Genomic DNA, 14,023 nt, shown 5'->3' with positions numbered 1-14,023 from the left:
GGCAATGAAAGAGAGCATCCTGGACGTCCTGCTGTATCTGTTCGAACACTATTTCAGCGAGGACGCCGATCTCATCCGAGACCGCGACTCCCTGCAGAACGGCCTGATCCAGGCCGGTTTCAGCCCCACCGAGATCAGCAAGGCCTTCGACTGGCTCGACGCCCTGGCCGAGCAGCGCCCGGCCGTGGGCCAGGCCCGGGTGGACGGGCCGGTACGCATCTTCCATGGCCCGGAACTGGACAAGCTGGACGTGGAGAGCCGCGGCTTCCTGCTGTTCCTGGAGCAGCACGGCATCCTCGATGCCGACCAGCGCGAACTGGTGCTGGACCGGGCGATGGCGCTGGACCAGGACGAACTGGACCTGGACGACCTCAAATGGGTGGTGCTGATGGTGCTGTTCAACCAGCCCGGCGCCGAAGCCGCCTATGCCTGGATGGAAACGCAGATGTTCGTCGACGAACCGGAGCCGCTGCACTGAGTACCCGTGGCGCGTTGCATCGCGCCCCGGAATCGGCGTGCGGCGCGAATGGACGCATCGGCCCCCGCGCCGACCTGGACCGGGGCGCATGGCCCGGCATTTCCACCGGGCTGGGTACCGGCCGAAGCAGCACGCCCCTGCACGCCCAGGCGTGCCCTTGCCTGGACAGCCACAAGGAGTCCCCGTGAGCGAGTGGTTCTATGCCGAGGGCAACCGCGAACGCCGCGGTCCGCTGCCCGCAGCGAGCATCGTCGAGCTGTTCCATTCCCGGCGCATTGCCGGCGACACCCTGCTGTGGCGCGAAGGTGCCACCGACTGGCGGCCGCTGAGCGAGTTCGCCGACGAACTCGGCCTGGACATGCCGCCAGGCCAGCCCGTTGCGCCGCCGTTGCCGCCCCCGGTGCAGCACGCGCATACCGTCGAGCCGGCGCCGCCGCGGCCCGGACTGTCCGGGTGCGCCGTGGCCGGCGTGGTCGCCGCGGTAGTGGGCGTGGTGCTGCTGGCGATCGGCGGCATTCTCGCCGCCATCGCGATACCCGCCTACAACAGCTACCTGATGCGCGCGAAGATAACCGCGGCGTGGGCGCAGCTGCAGCCGCTCACACAGGACGTCGCCCGGTTCGCCAGCGCCGCCGGCCACTGCCCGGTCAACGGCGACAGCGGCTTCGAAAGCCCGGAAAGCTACGCCGCCGGCGATGTCGCGAGCGCGCGCGTCGGCCGTTTCGAGAACGGCCACTGCGGCGTGGAGGCGCGTTTCCGGGTACCCGGCAAACAGGCGCTTGACGGCAAGCACCTCTGGCTCGACTACGATACGCAGACCGCCACCTGGACATGCAGCTCCGACGTGGCGGACGAACATCTGCCAGCCCAGTGCCGCGGCTGAGCCGGGACGAACACCACCTTACAGGGGAATATTGATGAGTCAGTGGTATTACGCCGATGCGCAGCGCGAGCGGCATGGGCCGGTCGAAGCCGATGTCCTGCGCGACAAGTTCCGCAGGAACGAGCTGGACCTGGGCAGCCTGGTCTGGCGCGAGGGCATGTCGCAGTGGCAACCGCTCTCGGCGATGGCCGAGGAGCTGCAGCTGCTGGTGCCGGCGGCCACCGCGGCCGGCATCGACCTGCGCGCGGACTACCAGGCCATCGAGGACGGCACCGCCGTCGCCAAGGCCAGCGCGGCGGCGCCATCGCCGTATGCGGCGCCCGCCAGCGCCACCACCGGCGAAGCGGTGGTCAACGGCGGCGAGATCGTCTACGCCGGCTTCTGGAAGCGGGTGGCGGCCTATTTCATCGACAGCCTGATCGTCGGCATCGTCGGTGGCGTGGTGGCGATGGTCATCGGCATGGTGCTGGGCATCGGCATGGCCGGCGTCGGCGGCGGCAGCGATGCCATGGGCGCTGGGTTCATCGCGATCCAGCTGCTGACCAACCTCGTCTCCATCGGCCTGGCCGCCGCCTACTACGCCGGCTTCCATGCCTCGTCCGGCAAGGCCACCCTGGGCAAGATGGCGGTGGGCATCAAGGTGGTGCGCAGCAACGGCGAGCGGATCACCATCGCGCGCGGCATCGGCCGCTACTTCGCGGCCATGCTCAGCGGCCTGATCCTGTGCATCGGTTACCTGATGGCCGCCTTCACCGAGCGCAAGCAGAGCCTGCACGACATGATCTGCGACACCCTGGTGGTGGACAAATGGGCCTTCACCGACCACCCGGAATGGCAGCAGCGCGGGCTGGGCACGGTGACCATCGTGATCCTCTCGCTGTTCGGCGTAATGGTGCTGGTGGGCCTCGTCGCGCTGCTGGCGATCATCGGCATTGCCGCCTCCAGCTTCAGCTGAGTCACATGCCGCCGCTTGACAACGGCGGCCTCTCCGTGATTTCTCTGGACAAGGAAAGCTGAACGCCCGGGCCCTGCCCGGGCGTTGCGCATCTCCGTATCGGCCCCCGCGGCTTCACTATCGGGCGCGTTTGCGCCACCCTAGCGCCCCCCACCGGGCCCCCGCCCTCCCCGCAAGAACCCACTGACATGCCCAAGCACCTGCTCATCGTCGAATCGCCCGCCAAGGCCAAGACGATCAACAAATACCTCGGCAAGGACTTCACCGTCCTGGCCTCGTATGGGCACGTGCGCGACCTGGTCCCGAAGGAAGGCGCGGTCGATCCGGACCACGGTTTCGCCATGCGCTACGACCTGATCGAGAAGAACGAAAAGCACGTCGAGGCCATCGCCAAGGCCGCCAAGGGCGCCGACGACATCTTCCTGGCGACCGACCCGGACCGCGAGGGCGAGGCGATCAGCTGGCACATCGCCGAGATCCTGAAGGAACGCGGGCTGCTGAAGGACAAGTCGATGCAGCGCGTGGTCTTCACCGAGATCACCCCGCGCGCGATCAAGGAAGCGATGGCGCAGCCGCGCGCCATCGCCGACAACCTGGTCGACGCCCAGCAGGCGCGGCGCGCGCTGGATTACCTGGTCGGCTTCAACCTCTCCCCGGTGCTGTGGCGCAAGGTGCAGCGCGGCCTGTCCGCCGGCCGCGTGCAGAGCCCGGCGCTGCGCATGATCGTCGAGCGCGAGGAGGAGATCGAGGCGTTCAAGGCGCGCGAGTACTGGTCGATCCAGGCCGACTGCGCGCATCCGACCCAGCATTTCTCGGCCAAGCTGATCAGGCTGGACGGGCAGAAGTTCGAGCAGTTCACCATCACCGACGGCGACACCGCCGAGGCCGCGCGCCTGCGCATCCAGCAGGCCGCGCAGGGCCGCCTGCACGTCACCGACGTCGCCAGCAAGGAGCGCAAGCGCCGCCCGGCGCCGCCGTTCACCACCTCCACCCTGCAGCAGGAAGCCTCGCGCAAGCTCGGCTTCACCACGCGCAAGACCATGCAGGTCGCGCAGAAGCTGTACGAAGGCGTGGCGATCGGCGAGGAAGGCACCGTCGGCCTGATCTCCTACATGCGTACCGACTCGGTGAACCTGTCGCAGGACGCGCTGGTCGAGATCCGCGATGTGATCGCCCGCGACTACGGCACCGCCTCACTGCCGGACAAGCCCAACACCTACACCACCAAGAGCAAGAACGCCCAGGAGGCACACGAAGCGGTGCGCCCGACCTCGGCGCTGCGCACGCCGGCGCAGGTGGCCAGGTTCCTGACCGACGACGAGCGCCGGCTGTACGAGCTGATCTGGAAGCGCGCCGTGGCCTGCCAGATGATCCCGGCCACGCTCAATACCGTCAGTGTCGACCTGTCCGCCGGCAGCGAGCACGTGTTCCGCGCCAGCGGCACCACCGTGGTGGTACCCGGCTTCCTGGCCGTGTACGAGGAAGGCAAGGACAGCAAGAACGCCGAGGACGAGGACGAGGGCCGCAAGCTGCCGGCGATGAAGCCCGGCGACAACGTGCCGCTGGAGCGGATCGGCGCCGAACAGCATTTCACCCAGCCGCCGCCGCGCTACACCGAAGCGGCGCTGGTGAAGGCGCTCGAGGAATACGGCATCGGCCGTCCCTCGACCTACGCCTCGATCATCCAGACCCTGCTGTTCCGCAAGTACACCGAGATGGAAGGCCGCAGCTTCAAGCCCACCGACGTCGGCCGCGCGGTCAGCAAGTTCCTGTCCAGCCACTTCACCCGCTACGTCGACTACGACTTCACCGCCAAGCTCGAGGACGAGCTGGACGCGGTGTCGCGCGGCGAGGAGGAATGGGTGCCGCTGATGGAGCGCTTCTGGGGCCCGTTCAAGGAACTGGTCAGCGACAAGAGCGAATCGCTGGACCGCACCGACGCCGGCAGCGCGCGCGTGCTCGGCACCGACCCGGGCAGCGGCAAGGAAGTGAGCGCGCGCATCGGCCGCTTCGGGCCGATGGTGCAGATCGGCACCGTCGAGGACGAGGAAAAGCCGAAGTTCGCCTCGCTGCAGCCCGGCCAGAGCATCTATTCCATCTCGCTGGAAGACGCGCTGAAGCTGTTCGACATGCCGCGCAGGCTCGGCGCCGACGCCAATGGCGAGGAAGTGAGCGTGGGCATCGGCCGCTTCGGCCCGTTCGCCAAGCGCGGCAGCACCTACGCCTCGCTGAAGAAGGAGGACGATCCGTACAAGATCGACCTGGCCCGCGCGCTGTTCCTGATCGAGGAAAAGGAAGAGATCGCCCGCAACCGCATCATCAAGGAGTTCGAGGGTTCGGACATCCAGGTGCTCAACGGCCGGTTCGGTCCCTACATCAGCGACGGCACCCTCAATGGCAAGATTCCCAAGGACCGCGAGCCGGCCTCGCTGACCCTGGCCGAGGTCCAGCAGCTGATGGCCGAGACCGGCAAGCCGGCGCGCAAGGGCTTCGGCGCGAAGAAGGCCGCCACCAAGAAGGCCGCGGCGAAGAAGACCGCGGTGAAGAAGGACGCCGCGCCGAAGAAGCCGGCCGCCAAAAAGGCCCCGGCCAGGAAAGCGGCGGCCAAGAAGGCCACGACCACCAAGACCCCGGTGAAGAAGGCCGTCAAGAAAGCCGTCGTGAAGGCCGTGAAGGCACCGGTGGACGACGACACGCCGCCGTTCTGAGCGTGGCCTCCCGCTGCCGCCCCGGCAGGGGGATAATCGGTGTACCTGCTCCAGGCCGCCCACGGGCGGTCTGGTGCGTTTGGCCTCCCTGCGTTCCCGCGGCCGTCGCCGCGGCAGCCAACGGTACCCCCGATGATTGAACTCGATCTGCAGAATGTGGTCCCGGCGCTGCGCGCCGGAAGCGTCATCGCCTACCCGACCGAGGCGGTCTGGGGCCTGGGCTGCGACCCGGCCAACGAAACAGCCGTGATGAAGCTGTTGGCGCTCAAACAGCGGCCGGTCGAGAAGGGCATGATCCTGATCGCCGCCGACGTGGCGCAGCTGCAGGGCTGGGTGCGACTGGACGCACTGGCCGCGGACCGCCGCCAGGCGGTGCTGGACAGCTGGCCCGGGGCCAATACCTGGATCGTGCCAGCCGGGCCGCTCGCCCCGCGCTGGATCACCGGCGAGCACAGCGGCATCGCGGTGCGGGTCAGCGCGCATCCGCAGGTACGCGCCCTGTGCCAGGCCTGGGGCGGCCCGCTGGTCTCGACCAGCGCCAACCTCGCCGGGCAGCCGCCGGCACGCGCCCGCGACCAGCTCGACCCGGCCCTGCTGGCGCAGCTCGACGGCCTGCTCGACGGCGCCACCGGCGGGCTGGCGCAGCCCACCCGCATCCGCGTCGCCGCCACCGGGCAGGTGCTGCGCGAATAAGCCGCCCGGCGTGGGACCCGCTCCGGGGGCGGCAGGCGCCCGGCAGCGCACCGGAGACGCCCGCCTACCCGCCGTGCGCCATATGCGGCACCATGGCCGCATGCGCATCCGCCTGCTCCTGCCCGGGTTCCTGGGCCTGCTGCCCGCCATGGCGATGGCCACCGAGCCGCCGCCCGCGGGCAGCGTGCGCATCTACCGCTGCGTCGCCGGCAATGGTGCGGTCACGCTGCAGGACGCCCCCTGCAACGGCGCGCACCGCCAGCAGGTGCTGGACATGCAGCGCCCCCAGGACCCGCCGCCGCGACCGGTGGCAGCACCCACGACGCCCCCTGCACCACCGCCGCCCGAGCGCGAAGTACGCATCGTGACCGTACAGCCGCCGCAACCCCTGTACGAGTGCATCGCGCCGGACGGCGAGCGTTACACCAGCGATGACGGCGTCGGCAATCCACGCTGGGTGCCGTTGTGGGTCGGCGGCTATTACCCGCCAGGGCCCATGGGCAGCCCCGCCCCGGGCTCCGCTGGCGGCGGACTCCAGGGCGGACGGCCCGGCCACGGCCATCCCCATCCCGGCGGGGCCGCGGTCGCCACCGGCACCTGGGTCCGCGACGCCTGCCACCCGCTGCCGCAGCAGGAAGTGTGCGCGCGCCTGCACGACCGCCGCTGGGAACTGGTGCGGCGCTACAACAGCGCGCTGCAGAGCGAACGCCAGGCTCTCACCCGCGAACAGCGCGGCATCGAGGCGCGGCTGGGCCGCGACTGCGGCGGTTACTGACCCGTACCGGTACCGCTGGTGGCTGCCGGCCAGCGCAGCTCGCAACGGGCCATGCCGGCCGCCACCTGCATTTCCAGCCGCCAACCGACACGCGCGGCCAGGCGCCGGGCGATCTCCAGGCCGAGGCCGAAACCCGGCACGTCGGCCGCCGCCTGCCGGTTGCATATCGCCAACCGCCCGCCATCGGCCTCCACGCCGATGACGCCGGCGTCACCGTGCTGGATCGCGTTGAGCAGCAGGTTGGCCAGCAGCGTTTCCACCACCTCCCGGGGCACGTCCCAGTACAGCCCCGGGGCGACGCGGACGTCGAACGCCTGTGCGCGGGCGACCGCCAGCGGTTGCAGCTCGTCGACCAGTTCGTCCAGCGCCGGCCGCGCCGGGGTGGGTTGCCCACCGCACAGCACCGTATCGGCGGACAGCCACAGGATCGCGTTGCCCGCCCGCTCCAGCCGCGACAGCGCGCGCCGCAGCCGCGACAACGCCGGAGACGATGGAGTCGCCGCCGTGGCTTCTTCCAGCAGCGCCAGGCTGGTGCGTGCCGACTGCAGCGGCGTGCGCAGCTCATGGGCGAGGAAGGCGAGCGTCTGCCGCTCGCGTTCGACCGCCTGGTGGCGGCCGCGCCAGACATCGGCATGCAGGCGCAGGATCTCGGCGAACTCGTGCACCGGTTCCGCGCCGGCCAGGGCGTCAAGGCTGGCCGGGTCCGGCGCCGACCGCACCTGCGACAGCAGGCGCCGCGCATGCCGCTGCGCACGGCCGACGAAGGCATTGGCCAGCAGCCAGGCGCACAGCAGGGTCGAGCCGAACACCGCCGCGGCAGGGCCCATGCCGGCGCGCAGGCCGGCGGTCACCGTGAGCTCGCCGGTGACGTCGTACAGCAGCACCGCGCGTGTACCGTCCGCCGCGGACAGCAGCAGCGCGTGCACGTAACGCCCGTCATCGCGCCTGAACTCGGTGATCGTCCCGGCGCCGCGGTCACCCAGCCGCTGCCGTTCCGGCGCCGGAAGGCGGTCGAACGCGACCCACTGGAAATGCTCGGGCAGCGCCGGCGTGCGCATGTCCGCCGGCAGGGTCGCCGCGACCGTGCGCAGGCGCCGGTCGATGAAGCTGTCTTCCAGCACGAACAGCAACAACAGGGTGGCGCCCGCGAACAGCAGCGACAGCAGCGCGGCAAACAGCATCCAGCGCCGGACCAGCGCGTGGCGCAGGCTACGCCGGCGCATCGCCGCGCTCCGCGCTGAAGCGATAGCCGACGCCGCGCACGGTGGCGACCAGCGGCATGCCGAACACGCGCAGGCAATGCCGGCGCAACTGGTAGACATGCATGCGCAACGGATCGCTGTCCGGCGGCTCGCCCTGCCACAGCAGCTCGCACAGTGCCTGCCGCGACACGACGCCCGGGCTGGCGCGCATCAGCTCGCGCATCAGCACGAAACCGGCGGCATGCAGTGGCAGCGATTGCCCGGCGCGCTGCAGAAGATGGTGCCGCGTATCCAGCACGAAATCGCCGGCGCGCAGCGACAGTCCACCGCTGCAGGCAGCATGCGCGGTGATCGCGCGGGCGCGGGCCAGCAGTTCGGCGGGCGCGAATGGCTTGACCATGTAATCCACCGCTCCCGCCTCGAACGCCGCCAGCTTGTCGTCCAGCGCGCCACGCGCGGTGAGGAACAGCACCGGCGGGCGCAGGCCGGCGTCACGCTTGAGCTCCCGGCACAGCGCCAGCCCGTCCTGCCCCGGCAGGTTCACGTCCAGCACCAGCAGGTCGAATGCCTGCGCCTGCAGGCGCAGCCGTGCCTGCGACGCGTTGTAGGCGAAATCCACCTCCACGCCGTGGCTGTCCAGGTAGTCGCCGATACCGGCGGCGATGTCGACATCGTCCTCCACCAGCAGCAGCCGCAATGACGGTGCGCGCAGCTTCATCGCCTTTTCCGTTCGGGGCGCGCGAGTGTAGTCATCCATGCGCCAGGCGTTGCAAGTGCCAGGCATCGCGCCAGCGCTGCTGCATCGCGGCCACCAGCGCATGCATCAGCAGCAGCCGCTTGTCGGCGCCGGGCAGCGAGCGGCGGACCTCCCGTGCGGCGGCGATGCCGCCCCGGCGATAGGCCTCCATCACCCGCACCGCCTGCTCTTCGCCGGTGGCTTCGCGCGGCGCCGGCACATGGCCCAGGGTCCTGACCATCGCCTCGGCGACCGACCACGTCGACCAGGGGTTCTGGCCGGTCACCAGGCGGCCGTCGACCACGGTGTTGTCCAGGTAGAGGCCACCTTCGACGAAGCGCGCGCCGCGCTGCGCCAGCGCGTCCTGCAGCAGCGTGTCGAAGCGCTGGCGCGCATCCTTCATCAGGAACAGCTCCTCGGCATTGCTGAAGCCGGTGACGCGGCGCCCGCGCAGCAGTGGCGTGCCGTCGTCCAGGGTCACCTCGAGCAACGCCGCCGGGCCATGGCATACCGCGCCGATCACGCCGCCGGCACCATGCACATGGCGCACGAGCCGGGCGATCGCGGCATTGCCGGGAAAATCGAACATCGCGCCCTTGCCGCCGACGAAGTACACCGCGGCGTAGCGCGTGGCATCCACCTGCTCCAGCGGCAGGCTGGCCGCGAGCCTGGCCCGCGCCTGCGCGTCGTTGAGGAAGGCATGGTCAGCCACGCCCATGTCCTCGTCGTCCACGCGCATCGGCGGCGGGCCGCCGAGCGGACTGGCGATGTCCACCTCGTAGCCGTTGGCGATGAAGGTGTAATAGGCGCGCGCCAGCTCGGTCAGCTCGAAGCCGGCGCGCTTTTCGGTACCCGGGAACACCCCGGCGCTGCTGACCACGGCCAGGATCCGGCCACGCGCCGGTGGCGGTGCATCGCGCAGGAACGCCAGGTCGGCCACGCGACTGCGCGGATCGGCCGGAGGCTGGCTGCCCAGGTCCAGGCTGTACAGGTAAAGGCCCGCGCCTGCCGCCAGCACCAGCGCCGCAACCAGCCCGCCCAGCAGCAACCGCTTGATCCAACGCCGCATGTTCCACTCCCGGGCCGCGCCCATGTTCGGTATGCGGCCACGTTGCAGCGGCGATGTAGAACCAGGATCAGTCCATGCATCCCGGCGCGGCGGCTCAGAATCCGTAGCGCAGGAAGCCGCCGTCCACCGCGATGCACTCGCCGGTGACGTAGCTTGCAGCCGGCAGGCACAGGAAGCCGACCGCCGCGGCCACTTCCTCCGGCTCGCCAATGCGGCGCATCGGCGTGCGCGCGATCACTTCGTCGTAGTAGTCGGCGTCGGACAGCGGCCCGGAGGTGCGCCGGGTGCGGATGTACCACGGCGCCACCGAGTTCACCCGGATGCCGTCCTCGGCCCATTCGCAGGCGAGGTTGCGGGTCATCTGCTGCAGCGCCGCCTTGGTCATGCCGTAGACCACGCCGCTGCGCACATGGGTGATGCCGGAAACGCTGCCGACGTTGACGATGGCCGAGGCGGCGTGGCGGGTGAGCAGCGGGTAGGCGTAGCGGGACAGCTCGAATGCCGAGAACAGGTTGGTCTCGAAGATGCCGCGCCACTCGTCCTCGCTGTAGTCGTTGGCCGGCCTGGTGATGTTGCCGCCGGCGTTGTTGACCAGCAGGTTCAGCCCGCCATGGTCCTCGACCCAGTCCAGGATCGCCTGGCGGTCCTCGTCGTCGGCGACGTCGGCCGACAGCCCATGGATGGCGCGGCCGGGGAACTCGTCGGCCAGGTCGTCGCGCGCCTGCGCCAGCGCGTCGGCATCGCGCGCCACCAGCAACAGGTCGGCCCCGAAACCGAGCAGTTCGCGCGCGATCGCCAGGCCGATGCCGGCGCTGGCGCCGGTGATCAGTGCGGTCTGTCCGTCCAGCCGCCAGCGGTTCGTGTTCATGGGTGAAGGATACCGCCGCATCGGCCGCGGGTCAGGTTGCCGCCGCGGCGTTGTGTCAGGATGAGGCCAGCCTGCACAGGAGCACGCCGATGGATATCCGTCATTGCCTGTTGCCGATGGCCCTGGCCCTGCTTGCCGGTTGCGGCAGCCCGCGGCCGCCGGAGACCGAGCGCCGGCCCGATCCGCAGGCGGCGGCGCCCGCTGAAACGACAACGCCGCCCGGAGGCGGCGTTGCCAGGTCACGCGGTGGCGGCGCTCACAAGCCGCAGAAGCAGTAGGCCAGCGCCTTGACCGGCGCGCCGTTGCGATCCTTCACCGCATCCTCGACGAAGCGCAGCTGCGCATCCATTTCCGGCATCGTGCGCGCCAGCATCAACCGCGCCATGCTGGAATCGGACAGCATCCAGGCGCCGGCGCGGCTGCCGGCGAAGCCGGTCATGAACTGCGCGAACGGCGTGGCCGCCTTCTCGATGTAGTTCACCCGGTACTTGTCCGGGTCGCCGAGCTTGGCGCGCCCGGCGGCGTCGGCGATCGCGGCCTTGAGGCCACCGAACGCGTCCACCAGCCCGCGCTCCTTGGCCTGGGCACCGCTCCACACGCGGCCGCGGGCGACCTCGTCGATGGCGTCCACGTCGCGGCCGCGCGCCTGCGCCACCTTGCCGGTGAAGTCGGCATAGCCCTTGTCGATGACCGACTGCACTACCCGGCCCACCGCAGGATCCATCGGCCGGGTGACGTCGAACGCACCGGCGAAACGGGTGGTGCCCACGCCATCGGTATGCACACCGATCTTGTCCAGGCTGCGCGCGAAGTTGGGGATCATGCCGAAGATGCCGATCGAGCCGGTGATGGTCGATTCGTCGGCGTAGATGCGGTCGGCGTTCATGCTGATCCAGTAACCGCCGGACGCGGCCAAGTCGCCCATCGACACCACCACCGGCTTGCCGGCGGCCTTGAGCGCGTCGACCTCGCGACGGATCTGCTCGGAGGCGAACACTTCGCCGCCCGGGGAATCCACGCGCAGCACCACCGCCTTGACGTCGTCGTCGTCGCGCGCGGCACGCAGCAGCGCCGAGGTGGAGACGCCGCCGACGCGGCCGGCCGGCAGGTCGCCCCCGGCGATTTCGCCCTCGGCCACCACCACCGCCACCTGCGGGCGGTGGTCGATCGGCGAACGGCGCGCGTCCACCTGGGTCAGGTAGTCGCCCAGCGCGATCTGGCGGAAGCCGCCATCGGCGTCGCTGTCGGCCACGCCACGGTCGGTGAGCAGCGCTTCCACTTCCTCGCGGGTCTTGAGCCCGTCCACCAGCTTCTGCTGCAGGGCGAAGCGCGCCAGGTCGCCACCGGCGGCGGCGATGCCCTCGGGCAGCGTGTCGATGCCGGCGGCCAGCTGCGCGGCGTCGAGCTTGCGCGCCCTGGCGATGTCGCCCAGGTAGCGCTGCCACACGTCGTTCATCCAGAACAGGTCGGCTTCCTTGGCCTGCGGCGAGGCGGCGTCGAGCACGTAGGGCTCGGCGGCCGACTTGTACTCACCCACCTTGAACAGGTGCACGTCCACGCCCAGCTTGTCCTGCAGGCCACTGCGGAAGTACTGGCGGTAGCGCCCCAGGCCTTCGAGCAGCAGGCTGCCCATCGGGTCCAGGTAGACCTCGTCGGCCTGCGCGGCCAGCAGGTACTGCGACTGGCCCATGTTCTCGCTGAAGGCGACCAGCTGCTTGCCGGAGGCGCGCAGGTCCTGCAGCGCGGCGGCGACCTCGCGCATCGACGCGAAGCCCGAGGGCTGCAGCTTGTCCAGTTCCAGCACCACGCGCTCGATCTTCTTGTCGTCGCGCGCGGCCTCGATGGCGCGGATCAGGTCGCGCAGCTGGATTTCCTCGGCGTTGCTGTCGCCCACCGCCTTGGCCAGCGCACGGCTGACCGGGTCGGTGCTGTACTGCTCGACCAGCCGGCCTTCCGGCGCGATCACCAGGGTGGTGCGGTCCTGCAGGATCTTGGCCGACGACGCGCCCTTGCCCATCGCCACCATCATCACGATCAGCACCAGGAACAGCAGGCCGAAGAACACCAGGTTGAGGATCAGCCGCCGGGTGAAGTTCATCACGTCCCACAGCCCGACGAAGAAGCTGGCGATGGGGTTGCGGCGGGGCAGCGGTGGAGGATTCATGGACGCTCCGGAAGGGGCTTGTTGCAAAGCAGGATACCCATAACCGGCGAGCCGGGCATGGGCTTCAAGTCAGGGTGCCGGCTGGAGGAACAGGCGCTGGCTGCTGATCCGCAGGCGCCAGCCCATCAGCACGGCGGCCGCGGTCAGGCCCATGATCAGGCCGATCCACATGCCCTGCGGCCCCCAGCCAAGGCCCAGGCCGAGGCCGGCGCCGAGCGGCATGCCCACGCCCCAGTACGCGAACATGGCGATGAACATCGGCACGCGCGTGTCCTTGAGCCCGCGCAGCGCGCCGGCCGACAGCACCTGGATGCCATCGGGGAACTGGAAGGTAGCCGCGTACAGCAGCAGGGTGGAAGCCAGCGCGGCCACCGCCAGGTCATCGGTGTACAGGCGCACCACCGCGTCGTGGCCCAGCAGCAGCACGGTGATCGACAGCATCTGCGTGACCAGCACGATCGCGTAGCCGGCCCAGGTGGCGCGGCGCACGCCCAGCGGATCGTTGCTGCCCACTGCATGGCCGACGCGCACGGTGGTGGCCTCGGCCACGCCCATCGGGATCATGAAGCACAGCTGGGCGACATTGATCGCGATCTGGTGGGCGCTGGCCTCGACCGCGCCGATACGGCCGATCAGCAGCGCGGTGATGATGAACAGACCGCCTTCCATGAGCACGGTGATGCCGATCGGCAGGCCGGTACGCAGCAGGTCCCAGATCGCGCGCCAGCGCGGCGGCTCGAAATGCCCGAACAGCTGCAGGTGGGCGAAACGCCGGGTCTTCCACAGGTAGCCGGCGAAACACAGCGCCTGCAGCCACATCGTCACCGACGAGGCGATGCCCAGGCCTTCGGCGCCCATTTCGGGAAAGCCGAAGCGGCCGTTGCACAGCGCATAGCCCAGCGGCCCCAGCACCAGCAGCCCGCCGAACCCGAGCAGCATGGTCGGCAGCGTCCAGTGCATGCCCTCGCTCAGGTAGCGCATGCAGAAATAAAGCGTCAGCGCCGGCACGCCCCAGCGGATCGCATGCAGGAAGCCGGTGGCGCCGGGCACGATCTCCGGGGCGATGCCGAAGGCCGGCAGGAACGCCGGCACCACGCTGAGGAAAGCGAACATCAGCGCGCTCAGGCCCACGCCCAGCCACAGCGCCTGGCGGAACAGCGGGCCGATGTCGCGCTCGCGGCCGGCGCCGTGCAGCTGCGACACCGAGGCGGTCAGCGAGATCAGGGTGCCGATCGGCACCAGCATCGGCAGCCACAGCAGCGCGGTGCCGATGCTGACAGCGGCGAACGTATCGGTACCGTGGTGGCCGGCGATGGTGTTGTCGACGAAGGCGATCAGGCCAGTCGAAACATGGCCCAGTACAAGCGGCAGGGCGAGCAACCCGGTGGCGCGCACTTCCTGGCGGAAGCGCGGCGTGGCGGTGATGGACATGCGGGGAATGACGCGGACTGCGGCCGGCGCGGGACGCGCTGTTGCCGGGTCGCGGAAGCAG

Annotated in this window: 13 protein-coding genes; 7 read left to right on the top strand and 6 right to left on the bottom strand. The window is 70.1% G+C overall.

Features of this window, described 5'->3' with window-relative positions; genetic code table 11:
* Positions 1-4 precede the first annotated feature (4 nt).
* The 6 genes from QQA12_RS01550 (at position 5) to QQA12_RS01525 (ending at position 6,492) form a co-directional block, all read left to right on the top strand.
* Positions 5-478, top strand: coding sequence for a DUF494 family protein (locus tag QQA12_RS01550; protein ID WP_054668528.1), 474 nt, complete (start codon positions 5-7; stop codon positions 476-478).
* Between the two features lie 184 nt (positions 479-662).
* Positions 663-1,361 carry a pilin gene (locus QQA12_RS01545; RefSeq protein ID WP_226050555.1) on the top strand — a complete coding sequence of 233 codons (699 nt, stop codon included), beginning with the start codon at positions 663-665 and terminating at the stop codon, positions 1,359-1,361.
* Between the two features lie 34 nt (positions 1,362-1,395).
* Positions 1,396-2,316, top strand: a complete 921-nt coding sequence (locus QQA12_RS01540) for an RDD family protein (RefSeq protein ID WP_226050556.1) — start codon at positions 1,396-1,398, stop codon at positions 2,314-2,316.
* A gap of 188 nt (positions 2,317-2,504) precedes the next feature.
* Entirely contained in the window at positions 2,505-5,024 is a 2,520-nt protein-coding gene (locus tag QQA12_RS01535; protein WP_226050557.1) for a DNA topoisomerase I, read from the top strand.
* A 132-nt stretch (positions 5,025-5,156) separates the two neighbouring features.
* Positions 5,157-5,717: a Sua5/YciO/YrdC/YwlC family protein gene (locus QQA12_RS01530; protein ID WP_226050558.1), complete on the top strand. Its 561-nt coding sequence runs from the start codon at positions 5,157-5,159 to the stop codon at positions 5,715-5,717.
* 148 nt (positions 5,718-5,865) lie between these two features.
* Positions 5,866-6,492, top strand: a complete 627-nt coding sequence (locus QQA12_RS01525) for a DUF4124 domain-containing protein (protein WP_226050615.1) — start codon at positions 5,866-5,868, stop codon at positions 6,490-6,492.
* Here QQA12_RS01525 and QQA12_RS01520 read toward each other — a convergent pair.
* The 4 genes from QQA12_RS01520 to QQA12_RS01505 all read right to left on the bottom strand — a co-directional run bounded on the left by QQA12_RS01520 (position 6,486) and on the right by QQA12_RS01505 (position 10,367).
* Positions 6,486-7,715: a HAMP domain-containing sensor histidine kinase gene (locus QQA12_RS01520; protein WP_226050559.1), complete on the bottom strand. Its 1,230-nt coding sequence runs from the start codon at positions 7,713-7,715 to the stop codon at positions 6,486-6,488. The genes QQA12_RS01525 and QQA12_RS01520 overlap by 7 nt on opposite strands.
* On the bottom strand, positions 7,702-8,412 hold the full coding sequence (locus tag QQA12_RS01515) for a response regulator transcription factor (protein WP_056930742.1): 711 nt from the start codon (positions 8,410-8,412) through the stop codon (positions 7,702-7,704). The genes QQA12_RS01520 and QQA12_RS01515 overlap by 14 nt, the downstream gene beginning before the upstream one ends.
* A 31-nt stretch (positions 8,413-8,443) precedes the next feature.
* Positions 8,444-9,499 carry a type 1 glutamine amidotransferase domain-containing protein gene (locus QQA12_RS01510; RefSeq protein ID WP_161809390.1) on the bottom strand — a complete coding sequence of 352 codons (1,056 nt, stop codon included), beginning with the start codon at positions 9,497-9,499 and terminating at the stop codon, positions 8,444-8,446.
* Between the two features lie 94 nt (positions 9,500-9,593).
* Positions 9,594-10,367: an SDR family oxidoreductase gene (locus QQA12_RS01505; protein WP_226050560.1), complete on the bottom strand. Its 774-nt coding sequence runs from the start codon at positions 10,365-10,367 to the stop codon at positions 9,594-9,596.
* 2 nt (positions 10,368-10,369) lie between these two features.
* On the opposite strand from QQA12_RS01505, the gene QQA12_RS01500 reads away from it, so the two are divergent.
* Positions 10,370-10,645 (top strand): hypothetical protein, encoded by a 276-nt coding sequence (locus QQA12_RS01500; RefSeq protein WP_226050561.1) that lies wholly within the window; start codon positions 10,370-10,372, stop codon positions 10,643-10,645.
* On the opposite strand, the gene sppA is transcribed toward QQA12_RS01500, so the two are convergent.
* Both sppA and QQA12_RS01490 read right to left on the bottom strand, forming a co-directional pair.
* Positions 10,624-12,531, bottom strand: a complete 1,908-nt coding sequence (gene sppA / locus QQA12_RS01495; RefSeq protein WP_056930744.1) for a signal peptide peptidase SppA — start codon at positions 12,529-12,531, stop codon at positions 10,624-10,626. The two genes, QQA12_RS01500 and sppA, sit on opposite strands and share 22 nt — an antisense overlap.
* A 69-nt stretch (positions 12,532-12,600) precedes the next feature.
* Positions 12,601-13,962 carry an MATE family efflux transporter gene (locus tag QQA12_RS01490; protein ID WP_054661573.1) on the bottom strand — a complete coding sequence of 454 codons (1,362 nt, stop codon included), beginning with the start codon at positions 13,960-13,962 and terminating at the stop codon, positions 12,601-12,603.
* Positions 13,963-14,023 lie beyond the last annotated feature (61 nt).

Origin of the sequence: Stenotrophomonas sp. 17(2023) (assembly GCF_030345315.1) — a bacterium.
GTDB lineage: Bacteria > Pseudomonadota > Gammaproteobacteria > Xanthomonadales > Xanthomonadaceae > Stenotrophomonas > Stenotrophomonas acidaminiphila.
The sequence above is the reverse complement of the archived record's forward strand: the minus strand, read 5'-3'. Positions and strand labels throughout refer to the sequence as shown.

What these genes read in the sequence shown, in the direction of transcription:
- QQA12_RS01550 (WP_054668528.1), top strand. Translation starts at nt 5, where the DNA reads ATGAAAGAGAGCATCCTGGACGTCCTGCTGTATCTGTTCGAACACTAT.
- QQA12_RS01540 (WP_226050556.1), top strand. Translation starts at nt 1,396, where the DNA reads ATGAGTCAGTGGTATTACGCCGATGCGCAGCGCGAGCGGCATGGGCCG.
- QQA12_RS01535 (WP_226050557.1), top strand. Translation starts at nt 2,505, where the DNA reads ATGCCCAAGCACCTGCTCATCGTCGAATCGCCCGCCAAGGCCAAGACG.
- QQA12_RS01530 (WP_226050558.1), top strand. Translation starts at nt 5,157, where the DNA reads ATGATTGAACTCGATCTGCAGAATGTGGTCCCGGCGCTGCGCGCCGGA.
- QQA12_RS01525 (WP_226050615.1), top strand. Translation starts at nt 5,866, where the DNA reads ATGGCGATGGCCACCGAGCCGCCGCCCGCGGGCAGCGTGCGCATCTAC.
- QQA12_RS01520 (WP_226050559.1), bottom strand. Translation starts at nt 7,715, where the DNA reads ATGCGCCGGCGTAGCCTGCGCCACGCGCTGGTCCGGCGCTGGATGCTG.
- QQA12_RS01515 (WP_056930742.1), bottom strand. Translation starts at nt 8,412, where the DNA reads ATGAAGCTGCGCGCACCGTCATTGCGGCTGCTGCTGGTGGAGGACGAT.
- QQA12_RS01510 (WP_161809390.1), bottom strand. Translation starts at nt 9,499, where the DNA reads ATGCGGCGTTGGATCAAGCGGTTGCTGCTGGGCGGGCTGGTTGCGGCG.
- QQA12_RS01505 (WP_226050560.1), bottom strand. Translation starts at nt 10,367, where the DNA reads ATGAACACGAACCGCTGGCGGCTGGACGGACAGACCGCACTGATCACC.
- sppA (WP_056930744.1), bottom strand. Translation starts at nt 12,531, where the DNA reads ATGAATCCTCCACCGCTGCCCCGCCGCAACCCCATCGCCAGCTTCTTC.
- QQA12_RS01490 (WP_054661573.1), bottom strand. Translation starts at nt 13,962, where the DNA reads ATGTCCATCACCGCCACGCCGCGCTTCCGCCAGGAAGTGCGCGCCACC.